At 71.3% G+C, this 26,439-nt stretch carries 28 protein-coding genes and 1 pseudogene; 15 read left to right on the top strand and 14 right to left on the bottom strand.

Annotated elements, in window-relative coordinates; translation table 11 throughout:
• Positions 1-43: 43 nt before the first annotated feature.
• Positions 44-289 (bottom strand): hypothetical protein, encoded by a 246-nt coding sequence (locus GTY96_RS26750; RefSeq protein WP_143902698.1) that lies wholly within the window; start codon positions 287-289, stop codon positions 44-46.
• A 404-nt stretch (positions 290-693) separates the two neighbouring features.
• On the opposite strand from GTY96_RS26750, the gene GTY96_RS26745 reads away from it, so the two are divergent.
• The 3 genes and pseudogenes from GTY96_RS26745 (at position 694) to GTY96_RS26735 (ending at position 3,248) form a co-directional block, all read left to right on the top strand.
• Complete coding sequence (locus tag GTY96_RS26745) at positions 694-2,034, top strand: S41 family peptidase (RefSeq protein ID WP_161666212.1); 1,341 nt, start codon at positions 694-696, stop codon at positions 2,032-2,034.
• 377 nt (positions 2,035-2,411) lie between these two features.
• Positions 2,412-2,552, top strand: a pseudogene (locus tag GTY96_RS26740) (transposase); the annotation flags it as partial.
• A gap of 213 nt (positions 2,553-2,765) precedes the next feature.
• Positions 2,766-3,248: a DUF4156 domain-containing protein gene (locus tag GTY96_RS26735; RefSeq protein ID WP_161666210.1), complete on the top strand. Its 483-nt coding sequence runs from the start codon at positions 2,766-2,768 to the stop codon at positions 3,246-3,248.
• A 218-nt stretch (positions 3,249-3,466) separates the two neighbouring features.
• On the opposite strand, the gene GTY96_RS26730 is transcribed toward GTY96_RS26735, so the two are convergent.
• A complete protein-coding gene (locus GTY96_RS26730; protein WP_161666209.1) occupies positions 3,467-3,946 on the bottom strand; it encodes a hypothetical protein in 480 nt (159 codons plus the stop codon).
• A 26-nt stretch (positions 3,947-3,972) separates the two neighbouring features.
• Positions 3,973-4,701 carry an NIPSNAP family protein gene (locus GTY96_RS26725; protein WP_161666208.1) on the bottom strand — a complete coding sequence of 243 codons (729 nt, stop codon included), beginning with the start codon at positions 4,699-4,701 and terminating at the stop codon, positions 3,973-3,975.
• Between the two features lie 91 nt (positions 4,702-4,792).
• On the opposite strand from GTY96_RS26725, the gene pdxR reads away from it, so the two are divergent.
• The 5 genes from pdxR (at position 4,793) to GTY96_RS26700 (ending at position 9,016) form a co-directional block, all read left to right on the top strand.
• Positions 4,793-6,442: a MocR-like pyridoxine biosynthesis transcription factor PdxR gene (gene pdxR / locus GTY96_RS26720; RefSeq protein WP_161666207.1), complete on the top strand. Its 1,650-nt coding sequence runs from the start codon at positions 4,793-4,795 to the stop codon at positions 6,440-6,442.
• Between the two features lie 61 nt (positions 6,443-6,503).
• Positions 6,504-6,875: an ArsR/SmtB family transcription factor gene (locus GTY96_RS26715; protein ID WP_328701017.1), complete on the top strand. Its 372-nt coding sequence runs from the start codon at positions 6,504-6,506 to the stop codon at positions 6,873-6,875.
• Entirely contained in the window at positions 6,872-7,327 is a 456-nt protein-coding gene (locus GTY96_RS26710; protein WP_161666206.1) for an SRPBCC family protein, read from the top strand. The genes GTY96_RS26715 and GTY96_RS26710 overlap by 4 nt, the downstream gene beginning before the upstream one ends.
• 37 nt (positions 7,328-7,364) lie before the next feature.
• Positions 7,365-7,949, top strand: a complete 585-nt coding sequence (locus tag GTY96_RS26705) for a hypothetical protein (protein ID WP_161666205.1) — start codon at positions 7,365-7,367, stop codon at positions 7,947-7,949.
• Entirely contained in the window at positions 7,922-9,016 is a 1,095-nt protein-coding gene (locus tag GTY96_RS26700) for an MBL fold metallo-hydrolase (protein WP_161666204.1), read from the top strand. Before GTY96_RS26705 ends, GTY96_RS26700 begins: the two co-directional genes overlap by 28 nt.
• 33 nt (positions 9,017-9,049) lie before the next feature.
• On the opposite strand, the gene GTY96_RS26695 is transcribed toward GTY96_RS26700, so the two are convergent.
• From GTY96_RS26695 to GTY96_RS26685, 3 genes are read right to left on the bottom strand one after another with little or no spacing between them, the layout of a single operon-like run.
• The gene (locus GTY96_RS26695; protein WP_143902677.1) at positions 9,050-9,637 is read right to left on the bottom strand and encodes a Uma2 family endonuclease; all 588 of its coding nucleotides are present in this window, start codon (positions 9,635-9,637) and stop codon (positions 9,050-9,052) included.
• A gap of 52 nt (positions 9,638-9,689) precedes the next feature.
• Positions 9,690-10,730 carry a class I SAM-dependent methyltransferase gene (locus GTY96_RS26690; protein ID WP_143902675.1) on the bottom strand — a complete coding sequence of 347 codons (1,041 nt, stop codon included), beginning with the start codon at positions 10,728-10,730 and terminating at the stop codon, positions 9,690-9,692.
• Positions 10,731-10,761: 31 nt separating this feature from the next.
• Complete coding sequence (locus GTY96_RS26685) at positions 10,762-11,085, bottom strand: MXAN_6627.5 family MYXO-CTERM protein (protein WP_143902673.1); 324 nt, start codon at positions 11,083-11,085, stop codon at positions 10,762-10,764.
• A 126-nt stretch (positions 11,086-11,211) separates the two neighbouring features.
• On the opposite strand from GTY96_RS26685, the gene GTY96_RS26680 reads away from it, so the two are divergent.
• A complete protein-coding gene (locus GTY96_RS26680; RefSeq protein WP_143902671.1) occupies positions 11,212-12,531 on the top strand; it encodes a response regulator in 1,320 nt (439 codons plus the stop codon).
• 37 nt (positions 12,532-12,568) lie between these two features.
• Here GTY96_RS26680 and GTY96_RS26675 read toward each other — a convergent pair whose 3' ends face one another.
• The gene (locus tag GTY96_RS26675; RefSeq protein WP_143902669.1) at positions 12,569-13,210 is read right to left on the bottom strand and encodes a hypothetical protein; all 642 of its coding nucleotides are present in this window, start codon (positions 13,208-13,210) and stop codon (positions 12,569-12,571) included.
• Positions 13,211-13,267: 57 nt separating this feature from the next.
• Between GTY96_RS26675 and GTY96_RS26670 the strand changes: the two genes are divergently transcribed.
• The 5 genes from GTY96_RS26670 to GTY96_RS26650 all read left to right on the top strand — a co-directional run bounded on the left by GTY96_RS26670 (position 13,268) and on the right by GTY96_RS26650 (position 18,249).
• Positions 13,268-13,765, top strand: coding sequence for a hypothetical protein (locus tag GTY96_RS26670; RefSeq protein WP_186001934.1), 498 nt, complete (start codon positions 13,268-13,270; stop codon positions 13,763-13,765).
• Between the two features lie 55 nt (positions 13,766-13,820).
• Positions 13,821-14,453, top strand: a complete 633-nt coding sequence (bcp, locus tag GTY96_RS26665; RefSeq protein ID WP_235685888.1) for a thioredoxin-dependent thiol peroxidase — start codon at positions 13,821-13,823, stop codon at positions 14,451-14,453.
• A gap of 238 nt (positions 14,454-14,691) precedes the next feature.
• The gene (locus tag GTY96_RS26660) at positions 14,692-15,213 is read left to right on the top strand and encodes a hypothetical protein (RefSeq protein WP_161666203.1); all 522 of its coding nucleotides are present in this window, start codon (positions 14,692-14,694) and stop codon (positions 15,211-15,213) included.
• 137 nt (positions 15,214-15,350) lie between these two features.
• Positions 15,351-15,695, top strand: a complete 345-nt coding sequence (locus GTY96_RS26655) for a hypothetical protein (RefSeq protein ID WP_161666202.1) — start codon at positions 15,351-15,353, stop codon at positions 15,693-15,695.
• A 208-nt stretch (positions 15,696-15,903) separates the two neighbouring features.
• The gene (locus tag GTY96_RS26650; protein ID WP_161666201.1) at positions 15,904-18,249 is read left to right on the top strand and encodes a Kelch repeat-containing protein; all 2,346 of its coding nucleotides are present in this window, start codon (positions 15,904-15,906) and stop codon (positions 18,247-18,249) included.
• Between the two features lie 12 nt (positions 18,250-18,261).
• Here GTY96_RS26650 and nagZ read toward each other — a convergent pair whose 3' ends face one another.
• The 4 genes from nagZ to GTY96_RS26630 form a co-directional block, all read right to left on the bottom strand.
• The gene (gene nagZ, locus GTY96_RS26645; protein ID WP_201756430.1) at positions 18,262-19,326 is read right to left on the bottom strand and encodes a beta-N-acetylhexosaminidase; all 1,065 of its coding nucleotides are present in this window, start codon (positions 19,324-19,326) and stop codon (positions 18,262-18,264) included.
• Between the two features lie 196 nt (positions 19,327-19,522).
• Positions 19,523-21,622: a BatA domain-containing protein gene (locus tag GTY96_RS26640; protein ID WP_161666199.1), complete on the bottom strand. Its 2,100-nt coding sequence runs from the start codon at positions 21,620-21,622 to the stop codon at positions 19,523-19,525.
• Positions 21,619-22,500: a DUF58 domain-containing protein gene (locus GTY96_RS26635; protein WP_143902659.1), complete on the bottom strand. Its 882-nt coding sequence runs from the start codon at positions 22,498-22,500 to the stop codon at positions 21,619-21,621. The genes GTY96_RS26640 and GTY96_RS26635 overlap by 4 nt, the downstream gene beginning before the upstream one ends.
• 12 nt (positions 22,501-22,512) lie before the next feature.
• Complete coding sequence (locus tag GTY96_RS26630) at positions 22,513-23,541, bottom strand: AAA family ATPase (protein ID WP_161666198.1); 1,029 nt, start codon at positions 23,539-23,541, stop codon at positions 22,513-22,515.
• A gap of 529 nt (positions 23,542-24,070) precedes the next feature.
• Here GTY96_RS26630 and GTY96_RS26625 point away from each other — a divergent pair.
• Entirely contained in the window at positions 24,071-25,204 is a 1,134-nt protein-coding gene (locus GTY96_RS26625) for a hypothetical protein (protein WP_235685887.1), read from the top strand.
• Between the two features lie 24 nt (positions 25,205-25,228).
• On the opposite strand, the gene GTY96_RS26620 is transcribed toward GTY96_RS26625, so the two are convergent.
• From GTY96_RS26620 to GTY96_RS37910, 3 genes are read right to left on the bottom strand one after another with little or no spacing between them, the layout of a single operon-like run.
• Positions 25,229-25,645 carry a type II toxin-antitoxin system VapC family toxin gene (locus GTY96_RS26620; protein ID WP_161666196.1) on the bottom strand — a complete coding sequence of 139 codons (417 nt, stop codon included), beginning with the start codon at positions 25,643-25,645 and terminating at the stop codon, positions 25,229-25,231.
• Positions 25,638-26,027, bottom strand: a complete 390-nt coding sequence (locus GTY96_RS26615; RefSeq protein WP_161666195.1) for a type II toxin-antitoxin system Phd/YefM family antitoxin — start codon at positions 26,025-26,027, stop codon at positions 25,638-25,640. Before GTY96_RS26615 ends, GTY96_RS26620 begins: the two co-directional genes overlap by 8 nt.
• A gap of 48 nt (positions 26,028-26,075) precedes the next feature.
• Positions 26,076-26,438, bottom strand: coding sequence for a hypothetical protein (locus tag GTY96_RS37910; protein ID WP_235685886.1), 363 nt, complete (start codon positions 26,436-26,438; stop codon positions 26,076-26,078).
• Between the last annotated feature and the right edge of the window lies 1 nt (position 26,439).

Genomic DNA, 26,439 nt, shown 5'->3' with positions numbered 1-26,439 from the left:
GGATTCCGCGAGTCCGTTCACAATCCCGCGCCCGGGCGAGCCGCTACCGCGTCGCGCTGGAGGCTTCGGCGGTGGGGGACTCCGTGGTCGGAGCGGACTCCTCTGCCTTCTCGGGCTTGGGGGTCTCCAGGGTCTTGATGGGCTCGGGTTCGGGCTTGCCCACGCGGATGATCGCGGCGCCCGGTCGCGAGGAATAAGGACCGATGCTGTTGTCCGGGGTCGTGGCGAGGCCCACGTAGGAGCAGCCGACCAGGGCGAACCACGGAATGGCGGCGAGCAGGCGACGCATGGAGTGGACTCCCGGGCCAGGGCGAGATTCGGGCGCATTCAACTGGACGCCTCGGTGGGAAGTCCAGTCACGGGGGCCATTGCCCCCGTGGCTCTTCGGGGCCCGGGGCTCCTGGATCCGCTCCCGTGAGAGTGTGTAGTTCGGCCCTTGGTTGGTGGCTGCCCAGCTGATGCGGACTCCACCGACTGCGTTGCCAGGGTCCATCGGCGGAACGTCGGCTGGAGAGCCTCACGCCCGTCAGCGGGCGCCGGGTACGTGCATCCACAAGGACTCCGTGAATACGACTGCCCTTTGGGCGTGACCCGCGCACGCTGTCGCGGCGTGAAGGGCCCCACACGACGCGAGTAGCACGGCGCGGCGACGTCGGTGTTGAAGCCTGACGACTCGCTGGCTTCGAGGTGCCTATGTCTCGCTACCCCGCCGTGCTTGCCCTGGCATTGCTCTGTCTGTCCCTCGCGTGCGGCAAGGATGAGCCAGACGGCGGTGGAAAGCCCTCGCCTGATGACACGCTGGAGGGGAGCTGGCGCACGGATGGCTATGGCCTCGCGATCCGTTTCCAGGGCACGAAGGTCGAACTCTTCGAGATCACCTCCACGAGCTGCCTGCCGTGGATCTCGGGAGAGCTGGTGGACGGGACACTCCCCGAGGCGGACCTTCACTTCCGCGTCGCGGACCACCGGCTGCTTATCGAGGACCCTGGCACCCTCCATGTCACCGGACAGAGCGCGCCCTTGCCGGAGGACTGCTCGAAGCCGGTGTCACAGCCGAATGATCCGGTGCTCAACTTCGAGATCTTCTGGCGCACCTTCGCCGAGCAGTATGCCCTGTTCGACCTGTATGGCGTGGATTGGCAGGCGCGCTATGCGCAGTTCCGGTCGCGCGTCACGCCCACGACGACGGACATCGAGCTCTTCACCCTCCTGTCCGAGATGCTTGCGCCTCTCACTGATGGACACATCCGCCTCGTGGCGGGCGAAGAGGTCTTCAATCCCAAATCGCTCCCCGCGGACTTCGAGGAACACTTCTCCGACATTGGCCCGTACGTCCTCTCCCACTACCTGGGAGGCCCTGGCGTGACGACGGCGGCGGAGAACCGCGTAGCGTGGCAATCCCTCAACGAGCGGGTGGGTTACATCTTCTTGGGGCGGATGGAGAAGTTCAGCACCGACCCGGAGGCCGGCGTCGCGGCGGAGGTTGCGGCGGCGGGACAGGCGTTGGACACCGCGTTGGCTGCGCTCTCCACCAAGCAAGCGCTCATCCTCGACGTGCGCTTCAATCCCGGTGGCCATGACGCCGTGGCCCTCGCCCTCGCGGGCCGCTTCACCGACGTCGAGCGGACCGGCTTCTACAAGAAGACGCGCACCCCGACAGGCTTCACGCCGCAGCGGGAGTTCCGCTTCGCTCCTTCGGGGCCTCGGCAGTTCACCCGGCCGGTCTACCTGCTCACCAGCGGCGTGACCGCCAGTGCGGCGGAGAACTTCACGCTGGCGATGCGGGGGCTGCCGAACGTCACTGTGATCGGGGAACGCACGATGGGGGCGCTGTCCGACGTGCCCACTCGACACCTGCCCAATGGCTGGGAGTTCGGGCTCTCCGTCGAGCTGTACACCGCGCCGGATCACCAGATCTACGAGCGCGTGGGCATCCCGCCGAGCGTCGAGGTTCCGTTCGACGGCGCGGGCTTCGGGCAGGGCACGGACCGCATCTTCCAAGCCGCCCTGGAGCGAGCGAACGCGGGCGGGTGACGCAGCCGCCATGCCCCGCCGGACGGCACGCCTCCCCCGAAGTGCGCCGTCCGACTTCGCGACTGCTGCGGCGCCAGATTCGTCACGAACGCGTCGGGGTTGCCACCTCCTGGACGGGCTCGAACTCCTGCTGTCCGGCCCGCATGGAGCGCTCTGGTCGAAGTGATGCGGGTCCTGTCTTCCAATGGTGAGCATTGCTTGAGGCCCTCGCTGGTAGCCCTCTGTGGAACGGCCGGCCTGCAGCGGCGATAGCGCGTGCCGTTCCACGAACGGGCATGGGTCGAGGCTGCCCCTGCGCCGCAGTTAGGGTGAACTGGCGCGGCTTGGGACGCCGTCTCTCGACCGAGGCAGGCGCCCAACTCGGTCTGGCGCTGGCGGCAGGGCGCAAGGACCAGCGCAATGGCAGCTACCGACGAGGCCTGCTGACGTCCATGGGGCACCTGGAGGTGGCCGTACTACGGACCAGGGCCAGCGGCTCGGCGGAGGCAGTGCTGGGCCGCTACAAGCGGCGCGGTGACGCGAGCGTTCATGGCTGAAATCAAACCCTGAAACCTCTGCTGTATGATGTCTCCAAAGAGCCTTCCTCCTCCGAGCCCCCTCCCAGCCGACTACACATGAGTCGGGACGTGACCTCTCCATGTAGTAAGGAGGTGTGCTCGCAACCCTTCGCACACGTCACGGAGAACTGGCTCTCGGACGGAGGGGACATGGCGAGCGATTCGGAGGAAGCCATGAATTGGAAGCAGATGTTGGTGGGCGTGGTGGCGCTGGGTCCGATGACGGGGTGCGTGACGGCGGCCCTCTCCAAGGCGGGCAGCCAGGTGACGCCGGTGCCCGCGGCGCCGGGGCCCGAGTGTCAGAACCTCGGCATGGTGATTGGTACGGGCGGCGGCAGCTTTGGCGGCGCCTACATCAGCAATGACCAGCTGATGGAGTACGCGCTCAACGACGTCATGAACAAGGCGGCGGCGCGGGGCGCCACGCACGTCCAGGCCAACCAGCCCCAGCTCGGTGGCGCCAGCGGCACCACAACCACGGCGACCGTGATGGCCATTGCCTACAAGTGCCCCGGCGCCGCCGGTGCCGGCGCGGCGCAGGCCTTGCCCCCCGTGGAGAAGTCGTACCTGACGGACTGCCCCGCCAAGGAGGGCGAGTCCTTGCGCGCGCGGGCTATCCGCTGCAAGGCCGTGGCGAAGGAGCAGGCTGGCGAGTAGCCGTCGTACCGAGGGCCCTCCCTCTTCGCGCGGTGGATGGGCCGCGGTGTCTCAGGGCGCCGCGCCCGGCTGCATCAGGGTGAGCGAGAAGCGGTGGCCGCCGGCCGAGGCGCTGTCGAGTGAGGCGGGAGTTGCCTCCAGCAGTTGGAGTGCTCTTGGATTGCGGAGAAGAGTGATGTGCCATGCGCACACCGTTCCGGGCAGGCGTCAGGAATGCCCTACGCCGCCCGGGTGAACTCCATCACCCAGTTGGTCTCCCACGTCTCTCCGTCGAGGGAGAACGCCTGCTCCCAGCTTGCCCTGTCGGTGCCTTGGCGGAGCCAGTGGAAGACGACCTGGACCGGACGGCCTCCTTCGGTGTCCTCGCCGTAGAAGCGGCCGTGGTCGCCCGTGAAGCCTCCGTGCACGGGTGGCGTGAGCACTCCGTTCCGGCTGTCGATCCAATGGATGGACCAGCGGCGCTGTGCCACGTCGAACAACCGCAGCGCCATGCCGGAGAAGCCTCGCTCGAAGACGGTCTCCTCGACGTTCGACAGACCTCCCAGATACGGCTGGCACCGCATCCTCGACGTGAAGACGTCCCAGTCGTCGCTGCCCACCAACCGTTGCTTCAGCTTCCGGTTCACACAGGTCCACTCACCCATGAGGAAGTCGAAGTCGTGCACGTCGCCTGTGGGAAATGGAGGAAGGGGCTTCATGACCATGGGTCCTTTCAGGTGACCGGTCATCGCAGCTCCGACCGGGAGGTGGGGGCCAACAGCAGGTGCTCGAGCGGTGCGCACAGCCACGGCTGAAGGGGCTCCAGCCACGCCGTCGAAGTGGCCCGGCGTCGGAGGTGTTCGCGATGGTGCCCGGCATCCGAGAACACCGTGAGCCAGGCGAAGACGTGCTCGCCCGTGAGCACGGGCAACGCTGGGAAGGTGTTCTCCGCGGGCTCGGTCTCCCACAGTGCCCGCGGTGTGGCCCCCAGCTCCGTGAGCACCGGCCGCACCTGCTGTTCGAAGCGGGTCCGCAGGCCTTCCTCGGCCGGGGCCTTCAAGTAACAGAGCGTGAGCTCCACTCGTGATTCGGGGTGCGCTGCTGTTCCGGAGGCGGGCCGCGACGGGCTCGGATGGGAGAGGCCCGAGCCCTCGCGCACCGGCCGCAGCAGCAGGACGTTGTCGGAGTCCTGCATCGTCGCGTTCGCCGCGTCTCGGTGCGCCTTCCACGCGGGTCCGCCGTAGAACGCATGCAGCGCGTCCCGCCGCGACGCCATGTCGCGGAAGCCGCGCAGCCACACGAACCGGTCTGGCCGGTCCTCGTCACGGAACTGTCCGACGATGTGCATCCCCACCGCCTCCTGCGGCTCGATGAATGCCTGCTCGAAGAGCTGGAGGAGGACGTCGCGCTGACCGGGGTGCAGCGTGTACTGACGCAATTCGAGGACCGAGCAGCAGGCGGGCAGAGACGGCATGGAGGCTTCCTGAGAGCGGGTGCGGAAGCCATCCTTGCCAGGGAACTGGTAGGGTCATGAAGACCACTTTCGACAGAATCGACCCTACCAGTTGAAGGCCTCCACCAGCGTCGTCACCTCGTTGCTCCTGCGGCTGGACTCGCGGTCCACCCTCCCGCTTCATGAGCAGATCTTCGATGGGGTCCGCGCGCGCATCCTCTCCGGCGCGCTGGCCCCCGGACTGCGGATTCCGTCCTCCCGGCAGCTCGCCGCCGAACTGGACGTGGCCCGGAGCACCGTCCTCCAAGCCCTGGATGCACTCACCGCCGAGGGCTACCTCGTCGCCCGAGCCGGCTCCTGCACGCGAGTCGCCCCCGAGCTGCCCATCGTCCCCGACGCACGAAGCCGGAGCGCGGCGCTTCGAGGACCCCTGCTCGCTGCTTCCGTTCGTTCTCCGAGCCCCGCTGCGCGGCCCCTGAACCCGCTGCTCGCCGCCTCCCAACGTGCTCCGAGTTCAGGCGCTGGAGTTCATGGCCTGCTGCCCACCCCCGTCGGAGCGACGGTCCGAAGCACGAAGCCCCATGTGTCGCGAGGGCCCCGGCTCGCCGCCGCCGCACGACGGCTGAAGCCCGCACCGGTCGGTGCCCCCCGCCTGGGCGCCGCGCCTCGTGCCTTCAGGCCCGGTGTTCCCGCGCTCGACCTGTTCCCGACCGCGCTGTGGGGCCGCACCGTGTCGCGCGTCCATGCTCGCGCGAGCACCGGCCTGCTCGAGGGTGGCGACCCCGCGGGTCATGCGCCGCTGCGTGAAGCCATCGCCACCCATGTGTCCGTGTCGCGGGGCGTGCGCTGCGTTCCGGAGCAGGTCTTCGTCACGGCGGGGACCCAGCAGGCCTTCGATGAAGTCCTCCGGCTCGTGCTCGACCCGGGCGACGCCGTCTGGGTGGAGGACCCCGGCTACCCTGGCGCCCGCCGCGCGGTGCTCGCCGCGGGGGGGCGGCCCGTGCCCGTGCCCGTGGACTCGGAGGGGCTCGACGTGGGCATGGGCATCGCCCGGGCGCCTCGGGCCCGTGTCGCGCTGGTGGCGCCGTCGCACCAATATCCGCTGGGCACCACGCTGAGCCTGGCGCGGCGGATGGCGCTGCTTCAGTGGGCGGAGCGTTCGCGCGCGGTGATCATCGAGGACGACTACGACAGCGAGTTCCGTCACCGCGGCCGTCCCCTCACCGCGCTCCAGGGACTCGACGAGTCCGGCTGCGTGGTCTACGTGGGCACGTTCAGCAAGTCGATGTTCCCGGGCCTGCGCCTGGGCTTCCTCATCGCGCCGCCACCCCTGGTGGATGCCTTCGCCGCCGCCCGCGTCGCCGCGTCCGCCCCGGCCTCGTCGCTGGAGCAGGCCGCGCTCGCGGCGTTCCTCGCGGAAGGACACTTCGCCCGCCACCTGCGCCGGATGCGGGCGGCCTACCGCGAGCGCGGCGAGGCCCTGCTCGACGCGCTGCTCGCGGAGTGCGCGGGCGCGCTGACACCACGGCCCTGTGACACCGGCATGCAGGTGTGCGCGTCGCTCGCGGCGCCGCTGTCCGACCTGCGGGTCCGTGACGAGGCCGCCCGCCTGGGCGTGGAGGTGGCGGCCCTGTCCGACTACTTCCTCGGCAGGCGCCGCGAGTCCGGCCTCGTCTTCGGCTTCGGCGGCGTGCGCCCGGATGACCTCCGCGCCGGAGCCAGCACCCTGGCCCGGGCGCTCGAAGCCGCGCGCCGACGCTGAACTCCACGGTCCCTGCCTTGACAGGTGGAGGGCCCGCGTTGATATTCAACCCATAGGTTGAATGATGCGGACTCCGAATCACCTGGACCAGACCCTGCTGGCGCTGGCCGACCCCACGCGGCGGGCCATCCTCCAGCGGTTGTCGACAGGGGAGACGCGCGTGACGGAGCTGGCGCGGCCCTTCGCCATGTCGCTCAACGCGGTGTCCAAGCACATCCGCGTGCTGGAGCGCGCGAAGCTGGTGCGCCGGCGCCGCGAGGGCCGCGAACACTTCCTGTCCTTCATCCCCAAGCCCATGGACGAGGCGGCGCGTTGGATGGAAGCGCAGCGCTCGAACTGGACCGCCCGCCTCCAGGCGCTCGATGACCTCCTCCAGGAGGAGGACCGCGCCGCCGCCTCCGCTCGTCCCGCCACGAAAGGACGCACCCGATGACGCCGCCCCGTCCCGTGACGCTGACCGTCACCCACCGCTTCAAGGCCTCCGCCGAGCGCGTCTTCGACGCGTGGCTGGACCCCGCGAAGGCCCGCCACTGGCTCTTCGTCACCCGCCCGAACACGCCGCTGGCGCGCGCGGAAGTCGATGCGCGCGTGGGGGGCTGCTTCTGCTTCGCGGACCTGCGTGAAGGCGAGGAGGTGGAGCACAGGGGCGTGTTCCTGGAGCTCGACCGGCCCCGTCGGCTGGTGCTCACGCTGTCCGTGCCGAAGTACTCGGCGAACGTTGACCGGGTGACGGTGGAGATCGCTCCCCAGGACACGGGCTGTGTGCTCACCCTGACCCACGAGCTGGGCCCCGAGGGCGAGCCGTGGCGGGAGCGCACCATCCAGGGATGGGCCCAGCTCCTGGACCTCCTCGGCACCTGGCTGGACACCGCCCCGCACGGCTGACATCCCTTCCCGGTCGCGGGCCGTCTACGATGGCGCCATGACCTGGCGCTCTTCCTTCCTCCTGATGGCGCTGCTGTGCGCCGCGTCCGCGTGCGGCCCGCGCCGGAGCGATCCCGCGCGCGTGACGGAGGACCGGATGCGCCCCGCGCCCGTGGGCGCCTTCTCCGAGGGCACGCCTCCTGTCACCACCGAGGAGTGCACGGTGCGCACGGCGAAGCGCTGCTTCGACCAGGCGCTGACGCTGTTGGCCTCGGACGCGCGGGGGCTGGACCGGATGCGCGCGCTGTCCCTGATGGGCAAGGCGTGTGACGGACAGGTGAAGGACGCCTGCTCCTGGCTGTCCCAGCACGTGAAGGAGCCCCGGCGCGTGCGCGGCGGTCCACCGGACGACCCGGTGTTCCAGGAGGCCTTCCAGCGCTGGCGCGAAGGCCGCAAGCACCACGTGCGCGTGACCTGTCGGCTGGTGCAGGGCGGTGTCCCCCAGCAGTGCGAGGTGCGCGACACGACCCTGCCGCCGGACCTGCTGGCGCTCGCGCTCAGCAGCATCCAGGCCTCGCGCTACGCGCTGCCCACCCTCGATGGAGAGCCCTTCGAATGCGACTGGACCATCATCATCAAGTGACGCGGCTGTGGCCCGCGCTGTCCCTGGCGCTGTTCACGGGCTGCTTCGCCGGCACCGTGCACCGGGGGCCGGCCACGGACCACTTCGACGGCGAGGCGTTCCAGAACCTGGGCAACGCGCCGAAGCTGGCCCCGCTGACGCTGGTGAAGGCCGCGCTGGAGGAGACGCGCGGCGCATGGCGCGACTACACGGAGGAGCCCTTCGGAGCCAGGCCCCCGGAGCGCGTGGGCGCGGGCCAGCTGCGCGTGACGTTCATCAACCACGCCACGGTGCTGCTCCAGGCGGACGGGGTGAACGTGTTGACGGACCCCATCTATTCGGACCGGGCGAGCCCCGTGTCCTTCGCCGGTCCCAAGCGCGTCCGCCCGCCCGGCATCCGCTTCGAGGACCTGCCGCCCATCGACGTCGTGGTGGTGAGCCACAACCACTACGACCACATGGACCTGCCGACGCTGCGGCGGCTGGAGGCCGCGCACCACCCGCTCTTCGTGGTGGGGCTGGGCAACCGCGAGCTGTTGGTGGATGAGGGCTTCCAGCGCGTGGAGGAGCTGGACTGGTGGCAGTCCGTGAAGGGCGCGCCTCCGGGCCTGAGGGTGACGGCGGTGCCCGCGCAGCACCGCTCGAACCGGGGGCTGACGGACCAGGAGGAGACGCTGTGGGCGGGCTACGTGCTGGAGACCTCCGGAGGCCCGGTGCTCTTCGCGGGGGACACGGGCCTGGGGCCGCACTTCGACCGCATCGCGGAGCGCTTCGGGCCCATGCGCTTGTCGGTGCTGCCCATCGGCGCGTTCCGTCCGCGCGTGCTGCACCCGGTGCACATGGGGCCGGAGGACGCGCTCCGGGCGCACCGCGTGCTGCGCTCCGGCACGTCGGTGGCGATGCACTACGGCACCTTCCCCATGGCGTTCGACGGCCAGGACGAGGCGAAGTACCTGCTCCTGCGGCTGCTGATGAAGGAGCAGGTGCGGCCGCGCTTCTGGGCGCTCGGCTTCGGCGAGGGCCGCGATGTTCCGGCGCTGGCGGTCGGAGAGGACGCACGGGCCGGGGCGGGACATCGAGAGGAGTGACTCCGCCCCGGCGCGAGGTGGCCTGAGCCCGAGCTAGCCCGGAGGCGGAAGCGACTTCCAGAGCCAACCCAGCCGCAGGTCCCGCTCCTCGAAGGGGGGCGTGCGGATGAGGTCATCGCCCTCACCGTAGACGCCCAGCTCCAGCCAACGGCCCTCGTGCAGCTCACTCACGGTGAGCGTGCGCACGTCCAGGTCCACGAACCACAGGTGCTTGATTCCGATGCGTGCGTAGAACGGCCGCTTGATGCGCTGGTCGTACGCGCGCGTGGACGGCGACAGGATTTCACACGCCCAGTCGGGAACATCCGTCCACTGCCCCCGGGGCATCACGGGCACCCGGTCGCGCCGCCAGCCCGCGAGGTCCGGACTGAACTCCGGAGAGCCGCCCACCCGGATGCCGGGCTCGGCCATGAGCCACCATCCGCCGGGTCCTTCCCCGCCCAGCTGGAAGGCGTCATCCAGCTCCCGGTGGAGCCTGAACTCGAAATAGCCATGCTCGGCCCGGGGCCGGGCCTGCGTGTACAGCATCCCATCGATGATCTCGCCCACCACGCCCTCGGGCAGGGCCTCGATGTCAGCGAAGGTCGCCGGACCTTCGAGGGGTTTCGCGCCATAGGCCATGCCCGGAGTGTGGAGATAGCAATGCCGTCTGACAAGCAGACGCCGGGCGCGGCTACTCCGGCTGCGCGATGAGCAACGTCTGCAGCGGCAGGTGGCGGATGGGCCGCGTGCTCTGCACCCGGAACCCCGCGTCATCCAGGAAGCCCTCCACCTCCGCGGGCGTGTACGCCGCCGCCCCGGACGTGAGGAAGTAGTGCAACCCGATGAGCGGCGCGGAGGTGCCCTGCGTGTCCCGCTCCTCGCGCAGGTACTCCAGCACCGCCAGCGTGCCCCGGGACACCATCGCCCCGCGCACGCGCCGCAGGAGGGCCACGTTCTGCGCGGGCGTCAGGTGGTGCATCACCTGGAACAGCAGCACGCCGTCATACGGCCCGCCCAGCTCCGCGTGCAGCACGTCCCCTTCCCGGTGCGTCACCCGGTGCGACAGCCCCGCCTGGGCGATGATGTCCCGCCCCACGCGCACGCTGCCCTCCAGGTCCACCACCGTGGCCTTCAGCCCCCGGTGCATCCGGCACAGCTCCGCCGCGTACCAGCCATGCGCGCCGCCCAGGTCCAACAGGTGCCGGGCGCCCCGGGGCAGCGGAATCGCCGCGGCCACCTCCGGTGAGGCCAGCCGCGCCAGCTGGTACATGGCCTGGATGTAGTCGCGCCAGCGCGGATCCTCCGGAGCGAACTGGTGGATGTCCACCGACTGCCCGCTCTTCACCGCGCTCTCCAGCTGCCCCCACCAGTCCCACTGGGCGTAGTTGAACTCCAGGAACGAGGTGATGGCCTGCGGAGAGCGCGGGTCCAACCACCGCCGCGCACGGGGCGCCAGCCGGAAGCGGCCCCGCTGCAGCTCCACCACCTCGCAGGCGATCAGCGCCTCCAGGAGCGCCCGCATGCCCTCGGTGCTCGTCTTGAGCCGCGCCGCCAGCGCCTCCGCGGTCGCCGCGCCGTCCGCCAGCGCCGCGTAGACGCCCAGGCGCGCGCCCGCCATCAGCGTGCGCGAGGCCATCATCCCGAAGAAGGCGTGCGCCAGCGGCTGCGGGGCCAGGTTGAGGAAGTCCGCCACCCGCTCCAGGAGGTTGTCCGCCTTGAGGCCCAGCCGCATCGCGCGTCGCTCCTTGGTCGGGGGCTACCGGCTACCGGCGGCGGCGCGAGCCTGCCACGGCGGCAATGCCCAGCACCATCAGCGCTGCTTCCGGCCCCAGCAGACACCCCTGCGTCTCCGCCTGGCGGACGCCGGTGTACTTGCAGGTGCCCGCGGCGCAGCTGAAGCGCGGCGCGCAGTCGCTGCTGCTGCGACAGTTGGTGGGGACTCGCCCGGTGTTGTCGTCGCCCTCCGGGGAGTTTGGGTCGTCCCGTCCCGCGTCCGACTGGGACTGGGCGGTGGCTGTCAGGGGGGAGAGGAGGAGGAACCCGGCCAGGAACCCTGCCGGGAAGATGCGCGAGAAGAGGGAGGACATGATGCGGGCGCCACCCTAACGCCCCAGCGGCACGCTTGCATCTATCCACTGAAGGGAGCAGGCATCCGGGGTTCCCTGGAAACGCTGGCCGCCCAGGCGCCCGAATCTGCTACGGTCCCCCCCGCGATGGCGCCTCGAATCCTCGTCGTGGACGACAACCAGGAGCTCCTCTCCCTCCTCACGCAGCTCTTCGAGGATGCAGGGTACGAGGTGGTGGGTGCCAGCCGTGGCAAGCAGGCCATCGAGGCCGCGCGCGCGCATCCGCCCGGGTGTGCCGTCTTGGACATCCTGCTGCCGGACATGATGGGCTACCACCTGGCGGATACGCTGCGGAAGGACAACCCCCAGCTGCCGTTGCTCTTCATCACCGGCGTCTTCAAGGGCGGCAAGCACGCCACCGAGGCGCGCCAGAAGTACCAGGCCGCCGGCTACTTCGAGAAACCCTTCGAGGCCCAGAAGCTGCTGGAGGCGGTGGCCAAGGTGCTGCCCGCGGAGAAGAAGGTCCCCGCCGCCTCCCTCCAGGACGCCTTCGAGGTGGAGCTGGACATCGACGTGGAGGAGGAGGGCCCACAGGACGCCATGGAGTTGACCGGCCGCATCAAGGTCACGGGCGGGGGCAACCTCACGGCGGAGATCCGCGGCGCCAACCTCACCGCCACGCCCATGCAGAAGGTGCCCTCCACCCAGGTGCGGGCCCCCACGCCGGGTCGTCCGCCGGATCCACTGCCGGTGGGCGCGGGCTCCCCGGGCAGCCGCCGCGGTGAGCTGAAGGACAACCTGCCCTCGCTGCTCACCGCCTTCTACCTGTCGCGTGAGACGGGAGAGCTGGGCATCCAGCGCGGGAAGGTGAAGAAGGTCGTCTACTTCGAGAACGGCACCCCGGTGTTCGCGCTCTCCAACCTGCTGGCGGACCGCTTCGGGCAGTTCCTGGTGCGCGTGGGGAAGATCAAACCCGAGCAGCTCCAGGACGCGTCCGCCGTCGCCGCGCAGAGCCACCGCCGCACCGGGGACGTGCTGGTGGAGCGCGCCCTGCTGAAGGACACGGAGCGGCTGTACTACGTGGGACAGCAGGTGAAGGCCATCATCTACTCGCTCTTCTCCTGGGAGGAGGGCACGTACGTGATGAGCTTCAAGGAGAAGGCCTCCTCGGAGTCCATCAAGCTGGACGTGCACCCGGCGAACCTCATCGTCCGGGGCATCAAGAAGCTCTACAAGCCGGAGCGCCTGCGCCGCCTGCTCCAGCCCGAGGACCGGCTCATCCCCGCCGTCGCCCCCGCCTATGGCCTCAACGAGGTGGAGCTGGAGCGCTGGGAGGCGGAGCTGCTGCCGAAGATCGACGGCAACCGCGTGGTGGCGGAGCTGCTCGCGTTCGCCAACCGCCCGGAGCACGTCGTCCACGGCTTCCTGGTGTCGATGATGGCCCTGGGCATCCTGGACAAGCGGTAGCCCGCCCCGCGCTGGCGCGGAGCTCCTGCCGCGCCGGCTAGCCCAGCCGCGAGCCGATCCAGAACAGGCCGAGCGCGCCGGAGCCCAGCGCGACGCCGCGTTGGATCCACAGGCTGATGCGCGCGTTGGCGCGCGACAGGCCCTCGGCGAACAGCAGGCCCACCGCGCCCATGCCGATGAGGATGCCCAGCGCGAAGCCGGGCAGGTACGTCCACGCGGACAGGCTCATGCTGCCGCCCACCAGCAGCGGGGGCAGGGCGATGAGCAGCGAGCGCACGCCGCTCACGGCCATGAAGGCGCCCGCGGCGGTGCTCACGGTGTGTACGTGCTCGTGTGGCTCGCGGTCGTGGCCGGGCAGGTGCGGGTGCCCGTGGTCCAGGCTGTGCGGGAAGATGAGGGCGGTGACGGCCAGCGCCACCAGCACCGCGCCACCGAACACCTCCGCCCACCGCTCGAAGGTCTCCGACAGGCCCACGCCCGCGAAGAGGCACACCGCGGCGATACCGCCCAGCATGGCCGCGTGGCCCAGGGCGAACCGCAGCGCCGTCGTCAGCGCGACGCGGCGCCGGCCGCCCCCCAGGGTGCCGAGCGTGGCCATGGCGGCGCAGTGATCCGGCCCCAGGGCGTGGAGCAGGCCTTGGGTCAGGCCGAGCAGGAAGGCGAGCAGGATGGGAGCCACGACGCCGCACCCTAGCCGTGGTTTAACCGGGTGGCCAGCAGGAGGAAGCACCACACCATGCGCATTGCCCATCCACGACACTCCGCCGCGCTGCTGTTGGCGGGGCTGCTCGCCCTGTCGGGCTGCTCCACCGATCCCGGTCCGGAGCAGCTGCAGAAGGCCGAAGGCCGCTACCAGGAGTTGATCAACCAGAACGTCGCACCGCAGGACCCGGCCTGGACGGAAGTCGTCGCCCAGTTCGAGGCCGTCCCCAAGGAATCCAAGAGCCGCCCCGAGGCCGAGAAGCGGCTGGCCGCGCTGAAGGCCGCCCGCGAGAAGCTCCCACCGCGTCCCCTGGCCCGCCCCGGCGCGACCGGCGCTGGCGCCAGCGACGTGGAGACGAAGCGCGCCGCGTGCGAGGCCCTGGCCAAGAAGATGGGCGAGTCCCACACGGACACGACGCGCAACATGCTGCGCCACGTGCTGGAGAGCTGCCAGGCGGAGCTGGTCCGGCTGGAGGCCAACGCCCACCCGCCGGGCGAGGAAGTGCATCCGCCGGGTGAGGCGACGCACTGAGCTGAAGCGCGCGTGGAGTTGAGAAGCCCGCGGGGTCTGGGTATGGAGCCGACGCATGCCCATGCCCCAAGCAGGTGACAAGGCCCCCGGCTTCTCGCTCCCCGACCAGAGCGGCGCCACCGTCTCCCTCTCACAGTTCAAGGGGCGGCACGTCGTCCTCTACTTCTACCCGAAGGACGCGACCCCCGGCTGCACCACGGAGGCGTGCGACTTCCGCGACGAGCACTCCGCGCTGGTGAAGGCCGGCGCGGTGGTGCTGGGCGTCTCTCCGGACAGCGTCGCGAGCCACCAGAAGTTCGCCACGAAGCAGGGCCTGCCCTTCTCGCTGCTGGCGGACCCCGAGCACGCGCTGGCGGACGCGTACGGCGTGTGGGGGGAGAAGTCCCTCTACGGCCGCAAGTTCATGGGCCTCATCCGCGCGACCTTCCTCATCGGGCCGGAGGGCAAGGTCGTCCGCGCGTGGCCCAAGGTGAAGGTGGCCGGACACGTCGCCGAGGTCCTGGCCACGCTCCAGCAGCCCTCCGGCGCGGCTGCGGCGCCCAAGGCTCCGGCGGCGAAGCAGGCCCCGGCGGCGGTGACGAAGCCAGCGGCTGTCAAGGCGCCGGCGGCGAAGAAGGCTCCGGCGAAGGCCCCGGCGGCGAAGAAGGCTCCGGCGAAGGCCGCGGCCCGGAAGGGGACCCGCGCCTGAGGCGGCGTGGGGCGGCGGGCTTCGGTGCACTCCTGGCGGGACAGGGAGGCCGGGACCGTGTATGCCTGCCCCCGTGGCTGGCCCCTCGCTCCCCCGGGAGGGACCGGCCGTTCACGATGCAGCCCCACGGGCCTCCGGGCCCGACAGCGGGCGACCGGCGATGCCAGCCCCCGGGTGCGTGCCTGGTGGTTGGTGGGCACGGCATGACCATTCCTCGGGGATGGCGGAGACGATGAACATGCGCGAGCGAGGCATTCAGCGGTGGATGGGAGCGGCGGCGCTGGCGGCGGGCGTGCTGCTGGGCACGGCCTGCGGTGAGCTCCCGGAGACGGGCGGCAGGCAGCCGAACGAGTCGCGGGGCAATGCCTTCGCGCAGCGCGGCGCGCAGCCGGAGCCCGTCTACAACGTGGCCGAGCAGCAGGGCCACGAGAACCCGGCGGACGCGCACCACGGCGACCTGGCCGCGAAGCTGCCGCCGCACGTGCTGACGGTGGACCGGGGCTACAACGGGACCATCGGGACGATTGGCTCCAGCATCGACCCGCGCACCAAGGCCACGGAGGGCAAGTCCAACAACTCCAAGTGGGACGACGCGGGCGGCATGATGGCGCACCGCTACGCCACGCTCGGCGGCGCCGGGTACTCGCCCGCGGCCGTGGGGCTGGGCGGCTGGGCGACGTCCTCCGCGAACGAAGAGGCGCACGGCTACGAGCAGCCCTACAGCTACGTCAGCCCGCCCATCTACCTGCGGGACCGCTAGCCGTCCTGGAGGTCCAGCGGCGTCCGCCGGCCAGCGTGCCTGCGGGCGCCCGCGCTCCGGCCCCGCCACTCCCGGCGGGAGACCGGGGTGGCCACTCCTTCTGTCGAGGCCGTCGCGGCTTCCAGAAGGAGCAGGCCATGCAATCGAAGACCCTTCATCGTTGGACGCTGCTGGGCGTGTGTGTCGCCACGGCCGCCGTGGTGGGCCCCGCCTGCAACCGCGACAGGCCCACCATGCCGCGTGCGGGGAGCCGCTATCAGGGGGTCGTCAACACGCAGCAGCCCGCGCCGCCCGGCACCGGAGGCTCCGGCACGAACGTGCCCACCGACGCGAAGGGGACGCCCACGCAGCCCCAGCCTTCGGGCGCGCAGGGCCTGAGCAACCAGATTGGCGCGCCGGGCTACACCTCGCCCAACGAGAACACGAAGGACCCCGGGGGCGCGCGGCCGTTCATCCAGGGCCACGAAGGGCAACAGCGGTGACGCGCGTCCGTGGCGGTCTCTATCTTGTTGTTGCTTGGATGGTTTGAATTATTGCCTTGTCTTGTTTTGGAGTGGTTGGCGGTGAGGTGGAATCCACCCGGCTCCGCGAAGTAGTTGCTGGATGGAGGCCATTTCGCCGCGCATGGGTCCCCGCTGATATGTGATTGCACTGCCGGGCGGGCTCGCCGGGTGCTCAGAGGGGACTTCCATGCGAGGAGTGAAGAGGCGGTCGCCTGCCCTGGTGCTGGGGCTGGCGCTGGCGGTCATGGCCTGTGGGGGACAGTCGCGCGAGGAGGGGAGCGCGCACCTGGTGGCGATGATCCAGTCCGCGAGCGCGGACAGCATCACCCAGGTCACCGTGAACGTGAGCGGGCCTGGGATGGCGCCTGTTTCAGGCTCCCTCTCCCGGGTGGGAAGCAGTTGGAGCGGCACGCTGTCCGCCATTCCCGTAGGCACTGGCCGCGACTTCACCGCGAAGGCGTTCGACGCCGGGGGCGTGCTCCGCTTCGAGGGCCAGGCGCTGGGCGTCACCATTGGGACCGGGCAGACGACGGTGCTCCTCACCCTGCAGGACCTGGAGCCCCCGCCGCCCTTCGACAACGACGCGCCGCGCATCAGCTCGCTCATCGTGTCCTCCAGCACCGTCGCGCCGGGAGGAAGCATCACGTTGACGGCCGTGGCCAAGGACCCCAACGCGGGGGACACGCTGACGTATGCGTGGACGGCGCCGTCGGGCACCTTCAGCGCCGCGGCCAGCGCCGCCACGACCTGGACGGCGCCCTCGGTGGAGGGGCCCGTCATCCTCACGCTGACGGTGCGCGACTCGCAGGGCGCGGAGGCCCGGCTGGGCGTCACCCTGATGGTGACGATCCCTACGGGGCAGGCGCAGGTCCAGGCCTCCTTCAACCTGTGGCCCCAGGTGACGCGCATCACCGCGTCCGAGACGGCGGTGGGCGTGGGGGGAACGACGGTCGCCACGGCCCTGGTGATGGACGCGGATGGGGACGGGCTTTCGTACCTGTGGACCGCGGGCTGCGAGGGCACCTGGACGAATGCCACGAAGGCCACCGCGTCCTTCACGCCCAGCGCGGTTCCTCCCGCGGCGGAGGATTGCAACCGCTGCCCGCTGACCTTGACGGTGCGGGACGGGCGGGGCGGCGTGGGGACCGGGACGCTGCGCATCTGCGTGGGCCCCCAGGACACCCTTCGCTTCCACCCGGAGATTGTCGGCACGTCGCCCACCACGGCCACGGTGGTGGCCACTTCCCGGATGACCTTCGGGGTGACGGCGTGGGACGCGCAGTCCAGCCCGCTCACGTTCCACTGGACCGCGGGGGGCGGCACCTTCGAGCCGCCTGTGGCGGATGGCACCTCGAGCGAGGCCGTGTGGCTGCCGCCGGCCTGCATCGCCCAGGGCGCTCAGCCCACCGTCGTCGCCACCGTGGAGAACGCCCTGGGGTTGTCCACGGCGAAGACCTTCACGGTGACGGGGCTGCCGGCCTGCGCGTATTCCGGTTGGAGCTCCGCGGGCACGCTGGGCTCCGCGCGGACGTACGTCAGCGCGGCGGTGCTGCCCTCGGGGCGGGTGCTGGCGGCGGGGGGCTACACCGTGGGCGAGGGGGACATGGCGGCGAAGCCCGTCGCGGAGCTGTACGACCCGGCGACGCGCGCCTGGGCGGCGACGGGCAGCATGGGCGTGGGGCGCCGTGAGCACACGTTGACGACGCTGCCATCGGGGAAGGTGCTGGCGGTCGGTGGCTACACCCGCCTTACCGATGTGCCCCTGGCCACGGCGGAACTCTACGACCCTGCGACGGGGAGCTGGACGCCGACGGGCAGCATGGCGTTGGGCCGCTTCGGGCATGGCGCGGTGCTGCTGCCGACCGGGGAGGTCCTGGTGGTGGGGGGCGTGGTGGGCAAGGCCAACGGTGGAAGCCCGACGGACACCGTGGAGCTCTACAACCCGGTGACGGGGACGTGGCGTTCCACGGGCAAGCTGTCCGTGAGTCGCCGGCTGCATGCCGTGGCCTTGCTGCCCTCCGGTCAGGTGTTGGCGGCGGGAGGTGTCTCGGGGGCGGGGCTCCCGCTGGGCCCGGCGGAGCTCTATGACCCCGCGACGGGAGCGTGGACGGCCGCGGGGACCCTGGTCCAGCCCCGGTCGTCGCACACCCTGACGGTGCTCGCGTCGGGGCAGGTATTGGCCGCGACGGGGACGAACAAGACGCAGCTCGTCAGCGTGGCGGAGCTGTACGACCCGGCGACCCGGTCCTGGCGCGCAGTGGGAAAGATGCTCCAGGGCCGCACCCGAGCCGTGTCGACGCTGCTGCCGTCGGGACGGGTGCTCGTCGCGGGCGGCAGCTCCGTGTTCGGGACGACCACCGCGACAGGCCTGTCCGAGGTGTTCGATCCCAGCTCGGGGCTGTGGACCGCCACGTCGAGCCTGGGGCGGCCCCGCATGGAGCCCGGGGCCGTGCTGCTGCCATCGGGACAGTTCATGGTGGTGGGGGGCTTCGCTGGCTTCTCCCTCTCCGCCGCGGAGCTGTACACCGAGTAGCCCTGCGCGCTGTCAGCGCGACGCGAGCATGACCTCCGTGGGGTCCTTGCCGGTGAACGCACTGGCGAGGCCCTGCGCGAGGGCGCGGTGCTCCGCGTCGCCCAGCGTGGCGAGCCGGTCCTCGGCGGGGTGGGCGAAGCGGGCGGCGAGCGCGTCCAGGCGCCGGTGCGCTTCGGCGATGCGCTCGCGCGGGACGCGGCCGGACTCCACCGCCTTCACCAGCGCCTCGATGGCGGTGCGCTGCACGTCCGCCTTGTGGCACACGAGGAACAGGTCCACGCCCGCGAGCGTGCCCTGCACCGCGGCCTCCGCCACGGAGTAGTGGTCCGCGATGGCCTTCATCTCCAGGTCGTCGCTGACGAGCACCCCGTGGAAGCCCACCTCCTCGCGAAGCAGGTCGTGCAGCGCGCGGCGGCTCATCGTCGCGGGGACACCCTGCTCCAGCGCGTCGAAGAGCACGTGCGCCGTCATCAACGACGCGAGCCCCGCCTTCGCGAAGGCGTGGAAGGGCACCAGCTCCACGCGGCGCAGGCGCTCCAGGTCGTGCGGCAGGCGGGGCAGGGTGAGGTGGCTGTCCGTCGTCGTGTCTCCATGTCCCGGGAAGTGCTTCCCGCACGACGCCACGCCCCCTGCCTCCAGGCCCTTCGCGAGCGCCACGCCCAGCCGGCCCACCTCCGCCGGGTCCCGGCTGAAGCTGCGGTCGCCAATCACCGGGTTGGCCGGGTTGGTGTCCACGTCGAGCACCGGCGCGAAGTCCCAGTCGAAGCCCACGGCGCGCAGCTCGTGCGCGAGCAGCCGGCCCACGCGCTCCGCCAGGGCTTCGTCGCCGCGCTGTCCCAGCTCGCGCATGGGGGGCAGGGCGGTGAAGGGCTCGCCGCGAAGCCGCGCCACCCGGCCGCCCTCCTGGTCCACGGAGAGGATGAAGGGCCGGCCCGCGCGCACCTTCAGCTCGTGGCACAACGCCGCGGTCTCCGCCGCCGTGCCCACGTTGCGCTTGAAGAGGATGGCGCCGTAGAGGCCGTCGTCCATCAGCGCCGCGAGGTCGGCGTCGATGCGGGTGCCAGGAAAGCCCACCATGAACAGGCGGGCGCAGTCGCGGTAGAGGGCGGAAGCAGGGCTCACGGCCGCGCAGTGTGGCAGAGCCAGACGCCCCTGGGGCATCGGATGCGCGCCCGGACCGTCGGCTGCCTGTCAGGGCGCGGGGCGGCCAGCGCGTGGCCTCCCCTGAAGCCGTCGTCCGGAGCCGCCCCGGGGGGGCGACGGCACCGGGCCGCTACTTGCGCAGCAGCGTGCCCTCGAAGAAGAACGCCAGGCACGCGGCCAGGATGAGCCACGTCCACAGCGGCACCGAGGGCTTGTCCGAGTCCCCCGTGGAGGCCTTCACCGTGTCCTCGCCGAAGTAGGCGGTCAGCGTGTCTTGCGGCACGCGGGTCAGGTCACTCTCCGCCGGGTCCAACGTGGCGGCGAAGTCCAGCGCGGCCACGGGCTTCCCCTCCGCGCCCAGCACCGTGTGCACGCCGGGCTGCACCGTGGGGCCCGCGACGAACGAGCCGTCCGGCTGCGCCTTCACCGGCAGCTCGCTTCCGTCCGGCGCGCGGACCGCGCTCACCTTCTGCGTGCCCTCGGGGCGCAGCGTCACCGACTCGCCCACGCGCACGCGCACCTCCTCGCGCTCCTCCAGGGAGCCGGTGAGGTACGCGGCGAAGCGCTGCATCAGCGGCAGGAAGCTGGTCCGGATGGCGAAGTCGCTCCAGTCGCGGTCCACCGTGCTGGTGAACAGCGCCACGCGCCCCTTGCCCCGGCGCGCCACGGCCACCGCCGGCGCCCCGTCCTCGTACGTGGCCAGCACCTGGCTGGTGCCCGGCGCGGACGGGCTGTCCGCCTCCAGCAGCATGTACTTGTAGAAGCGCGCCCCGATGAGCCCCTCCTCCGCGCGGCCCGTGAAGGGCGCGAACAGCGGATGGTCCACCTTCACCTGCGCCAGCTTCGCCGTCTTCGTGTCCGCGTCGGGGTCCTCCCGCTCGGCGCTCGTGCGCACGAGGCGCAGCGGGCGGGGCAGCAACGTCCCCAGCCGCTGGTTGTACGCCTCCGGGTTCACGTGGTCGCCCACGCTCACGAACAGGCCGCCGCCGTTCTCCACGAAGGCGGTGAGCTTCGCGGCCTCTTCCTCGGAGGGGGCGGACGTGTTCAGCAGCAGCACCAGGTCATACGCGCTGAAGTCCTCGCGCAGCCCCACCTCCGCGTCGCGCACCGCCACGTCCACCGGCGAGCCGGGTGACGTGAGCGCCGCGTCCACGAAGAAGGCCTCGTCCCGGTAACGCGTCGCGTGCGGCGCCCCGTTCACCACCAGCGCCTTCAGGCCGCGCGGCACCGGCAGCACGAAGGCCCGCTGGTCGTCGTCCGCCAGCGCGTCCGGCGTCAGCGTCACCGCGCCCACCACCGTGCCACCCTGGGGGAAGCGCACCGTGAGCGTCTTCTGCGTCGTGCCACCCGCCGGCACGTCCAGGAAGCCCTTGGCCAGCGTGGACTCGCCCACGCGCACCGCGGCCTCCAGGTCCTTCGCGGGCTTCGCGCCGAAGTTGCGCACCGTGAACGTGAACTGGTACGCGCGCGGCCCCGCCTGGAGCGCGGGCTCCACCCGCAGGTCCACCAGCGCGTGGTTGTCCAGGGACTCGCGCCCCGACGCCACGTCGCGCAGCACGACCTCCGGCTTCACCATCGCGCCCGTGGGGCCCTTCACCGTGGGCGGCGGCGCTTCCAGCCGGAAGCCGGAGGCCGCCATGTCGGAGACCACCACCAGGCGCTTGCCCGGCATCGGGTTCTCCTCCAGCGCCCGCGCGGCCAGGTCCAGACAGCGGGACAGGTCCGCCGCGCCGGAGGTGGGCTTCGCCTCGTCCACCAGCGCCCGCAGGCGCGCGCGGTCGAAGCCCGGGGCCGGAGGCGCCTCCGGCGAGCCCGTGCACACCATCACCGTGGCGGGCTCTTCTGGCAGCAGGTCCTTGAGCGCGTCGCGCGCCTCGTCGCGGCCCTTCTCGAAGTTCGACGTGCCGTCCGACCAGCGCATGGACAGCGAGGCGTCCAGGATGATGGCCGTGGCGGCGGGGCCGCGCGTCAGCGTGGCCGCCTGCGCGTCCCGGGTGAACTCCGGCCTCGCCAGCGCCAGGGGAATGGCCAGCAGGATGAGCGTGCGCAGCGCGTAGAGCAGCAGCCGCTTCAGCTTGAGCCGGCTCGCCGTGCGCTTCTGGCTGCGCAGCACGAAGGCCAGCGGCCCGAAGGGGTGCGCCCGCGGCCGGCGCCGGTCGAACAGGTGCACCAGCACCGGGATGAGCGCACCCAGCGCGCCCAAGAGGAACCACGGGTTGCCGAACGTCACCGGCGCCTCCCTCGGCGGCCCAGGAAGCGCAGCAACACCTCATCCAGCCGCTCGTCGGTGCGCACCAGCTCGTAGTCCACGTCGGCCTCGGCGCACTTCGCCTTCACGTCCGCGAGGAACGCGCCGAACTCCTCCAGGTAGCTCTGCTTGATTTCGCGCGGGTTCACCTCGACGCGGCCCTCGCCCTCCATGTCCAGGAAGAGCGTGGGGTCGTCGAAGGGGAACGTCAGCTCCGCGGGGTCCACCAGGTGGAACACCGCCACGTCGTTCTTGCGCTGCCGCAGCGCCAGCACCCGCTTCAGCGCCTCCTGCCGTTCGTCCAGCAGGTCCGTCAGCACGATGACCGTGGAGCGCCGGGGCAGCACCTCCGCCAGGTGGTCCGCCGCGCTGCCCAGGTCCGTGGGGCCCTTCGCCTCCGTGTGCTCCAGCGCGTCCAGCAGCACGTTGAGGTGCCCGGCCGAAGCGCGGGGCGGCACGTCGCGGAACGCCCCGCCCACCATCAGCGCGAGGCCCGCCGCGTCCTGCTGCCGCACGAGCAGGTAGCTGAGCGCGCCCGCGAGCGTCTTCGCGACCTCCAGCTTGGACAGCGCGCCGCTCTGGTAGCCCATGGACGCGGACGCATCCACGACCATCACCGCGCGCAGGTTCGTCTCATGCTCGAAGCGCTTGACGTAGTACTTGTCGAACTTGCCGTAGGCCTTCCAGTCCAGGTGCCGGAGCTCGTCGCCGGGGGCGTACTCCTTGTGCTCGGCGAACTCCACGCTCTGGCCCTGATGCGGGCTCTTGTGGAGGCCGGACAGCACGCCCTCCATCACCGCGCGGGCGCGCAGCTTCACTCCCTGGAGGCGGGACAGCGTCTGGGCGTCGAGCAGCGCCATGGGGGGACGGGACTAGCCCTTCACCACCGTGAGGAGCTGGTCGATGAGCTTCACCGACGTGATGCCGTCGCTCTCCGCGGTGAAGTTGGGCAGCACGCGGTGGCGCAGCACGGGCCGCGCCAGCGCCCGCACGTCCTCCACCGTGGCCACGAAGCGGCCGTTGAGGATGGCGCGCGCCTTGGCCGCGAGCACCAGGTACTGGCTGGCGCGGGGGCCGGCGCCCCACGACACGTTCTTCGCCACGAAGTCCGGCACGCCCGGCTCCTTGGGGCGCGTGTGGCGCACCAGCTCCACCGCGTAGCGCACCACGTGGTCCGGCACCGGCACGCGGCGCACCAGCTCCTGCAGCGCGAGGATGCGCTCGGGGGAGAGGATCTTCTCCAGCTTCGGAGGCGCGCCCGCGGTGGTGCTCTTGACGATCTGCACCTCCTCCTCGGCGGAGGGGTAGCCCACGTCCACCAGGAACATGAAGCGGTCCAGCTGCGCCTCGGGGAGGGGATAGGTGCCCTCCTGTTCAATGGGGTTCTGCGTCGCGAAGACGAGGAAGGGCAGCTCCAGGGGGTACGTCCGGCCGCCGGCGGTGACGCGGTACTCCTGCATCGCCTGGAGCAGCGCGGCCTGCGTCTTGGGCGGCGTGCGGTTCACCTCGTCCGCGAGGATGATGTTCGCGAACAGGGGGCCCTGCATGAAGCGGAAGGAGCGGCGCCCGGTGGTCTTGTCCTCTTCCAGGATGTCCGTGCCGGTGATGTCCGACGGCATCAGGTCCGGCGTGAACTGGATGCGGTTGAAGGACAGGTTGAGCACGTCCGCCAGCGTGGAGATGAGCAGCGTCTTGGCGAGCCCGGGGACGCCCACGAAGAGGCAGTGGCCGCGGCTGAAGAGCGAAATCAGCAGGTGCTCCACCACGTCGCGCTGGCCGACGACGCGCTTTTCAATCTGCTCGACGATGGCGCTGCGGGCCTGGGCAAGCTCCTCGACGGCGCGCAGGTCCTCGGGGGTGGCGTCGGACGGGGGGAGTGGGGCGGGGGCGGCGCTTTCCATGGAAGGGTTCTCTTAATCGGCGCGCGGGGGGCGGACCAACGGTTTCCGTCGCCTCGGCGCCCGAGCGTGGGGTGGCAACCGTTCCGTGCCCTGTGTATTCCGAGGCGACAGGCACGGGTCCCCCCGGCCCCGCGCCCGTCCCCCCGTCCGCCCCCCGGCCGGTTTCGAGTCCCCTGGGGGAGGGGGGAATGCCGCACCGTGGACACACTGCTTACGTTCCCAAGGCACCTGCGATGGAGCAGGGCAGGCATGGGAGCACGGCATGCGTTCAGCACGACGGGTCATCTGGGGCGGGTGGGCACTTCTGGGCGCGGGACTCCTCGGGCTGGGCGGTACCGCCTGCGGGGGGGCCTCGGCCGACGAAGGCGCGGATGGGACGGCCCGTGCGGAAGTCCAGAATCCCGTCCCCTCACCGGCCCCCGACGCGGCGGCCCCCTCCGCCGGGACCCAGGCCCCCTCTGCTGGGACCCAGCCCCCCACGACGGCGGCTCCCGCGCCCGCGGCCCCGGCGGTGAGCCCCTGGTCTCACATGCTGGGAGGTCCGCAGGACGACACGGGGGCGGCGCTGGCGGTGGGGCGGGGCGGGGATGTGCTGTGGGTGACGTCCGGCACGCCGCGCTCGGACGAAGACCGGGCGCAGGTGGAGGGTGAGCGGCTCGTGCTGACGCTGTCGCGCTACACGGCGGACGGGACGAAGCTGTGGGCGAAGGAGTTCGAGCGCAACCGCTTCTCCGACCTGCGTGTGGCCGCCTCCACGGGGGCGGACGGCGCGGTGTTCCTGTCCGGCAACGCGTTCCTGTACTCGGCGGACTTCGGACTGGGAGAGGCGCAGGACGGCTTCCTGGTGAAGTTCTCCCAGGCCGGCGCCCCCGAGTGGCAGCGCCGCGTGGGTCAGAAGGTCTACGGGGTGGCGGCGGACGCGGCCGGCGGCGGGGTGGCCCTGGGGGAGGAGTGGACGACGGAGGCCCATACGCCCCGGTTGGTGCGCTACGCGGCGGACGGCACGGCGCGCTGGACGCGGACGTTCGACGGCGCGCGGGACGGCTCGCGGCTCTCGGCGGTGGCGCTGTCGGCGACGGGGACGTCGGTGGTCGCGGGGCGGCTGGTGGGCCCGGTGACGGTGGACGGGCGCACGTTCGACGCGGAAGGCGCGGGCGGCTTCGTGGTGCTGGCGTTCGACGCGGCCGGCAAGCTGACGTGGGGCCGCGAGGTGCCGGGGGGGAACGGGAGCGTGGGCTCCGTGTCGCTGGGCGCGGACGGCACGGTGGCCGTCGCGGGAGAGGCCGTGGGCCCGCTGGTGTGGAACGGCGCGGCGCTGGATGGGGGTGGGCCGTTCGTGCTCACCGCGAGCGCGGCGGGTGAGGAGCGCTGGGCGAAGCAGCCTTCGTGCGGCACGGCGTCGGTGGGCACGGTGGCGGCGGTGGAGTCCTCGGGCGCGGTGGCGGCCGCGTGCGGCAACACGCTGACGCGCTACGCGGCGGACGGCGCGCTGCTGGGGACGAAGACGCTGGAGCCCGAGGCGTGCGGCAGCGGCACGTGCTCGCTGGCGACGACGGCGCTGGTGGCGCCGCCGACGGCGGGGTTGCTGGTGTCGGGCTGGCAGCGCGATGGGGCGGGTGACACGTGGAACCAGGATGCGTTCCTGCGGCTCGTGGCGCCGTGATTCCAAGCGGGCATCGGGGCCGCGCTACCACGCGACCTCGATGCCTCCGGTGTCTTGCGCCCAGTCGGTGATGGCGCGGTCACGCGTGAGCAGCGGCAGCCCGAGCCTGCGGGCCGCCGCCACGATGAGCCGGTCGAAGAGGTCCCGATGCTCCCAGTCGAGCCGGGCCGCTTCCCGGACATCCGCTTCACTCATGGGCTCGTGAACCAGCTCCGGACAGTCGATGTCGGACCACCAGGCGTCGAGCGTCGTCGGGAACCGCAGCTTCCCTCCTTGGGCGAGCAGCCACGTCTCCAGCACGACAGGGGCAGGCACCACCAGATAGCCACGGCCCTGCTCGAAGGCCGAGAACGCGCGCTTCGCCGTGGGGCCGAGCTTCTGGACCTGGTCGCCCGCGTAGTAGAGCAGGGCATTCGTGTCGAGCACGTAGCCTTCACTCAAGGTCCAATGCCTCCGTGGACGTCAGCACCGAGCGTTGGAGCTGTTCGCTGGGGCTCTCATCCAGGGCTTCCAGGTCACCTGTGATGCGAAGGGAGCCGCGAAGCCTCGACTCGCGCTTTCGTGTGGGGCGCGCCTTGCGCTCCGCTTCCAGCAAGGCCTCCAACCGCGCCGGCGCGATGAGGTACGCCTTCAACTCGTCGTGCACCGTGATGGCGGTGACATGCCGCTGGGTCGCCGCCCGCTGCACGAGCGCGCTGAGCTGGCTGCGCGCTTCGCTGAGCGGGATGCGCTGAACGGCGAGGGGCCACGTGGGCCTGGATGAAGAGGAGGGCCTCGCTGTCGCGGGACGGGGCGGCGTCCGCCGCCGGTGTTTGCTGGCCATGATGTACAGATAATATGGACAGGTCCGACACACCATGCGGCCCGGGTGTCACGCCGCCGCGGTGAGCAGCTTGAGGTCCTGGTTCAGGCTCGGGTCCCTGCGCACGCGCCAGATGTACTGGTCCAGGAAGTAGTGGTGCAGCGCGAAGCCCCAGATGAAGCCCTCCATCAGGTCGCGCAGCGTGAGCCCGTGGGGGCCCAGGGCCACCTTCGCGTCGAACGCGCCGCAGCCCGGGTGCACGCCCATGCCGCAGCCCAGCGTCCGGTACGCCAGCGTGAACGCGAGCCCACAGAGCGCGTAGACGATGAAGCGCTGGCTCACCTTCGGAGCCCATCCGAACGCGGCCCGGTCCACGCCGTCCGCGTGGTAGCGGTTGCGGTGAAAGAACCAGACGATGCCGTGGTACTGCACG

It is taken from the genome of Corallococcus silvisoli, assembly GCF_009909145.1.
Taxonomy (GTDB): domain Bacteria; phylum Myxococcota; class Myxococcia; order Myxococcales; family Myxococcaceae; genus Corallococcus; species Corallococcus silvisoli.
This window is presented reverse-complemented; position numbering and strand designations above follow the sequence as displayed.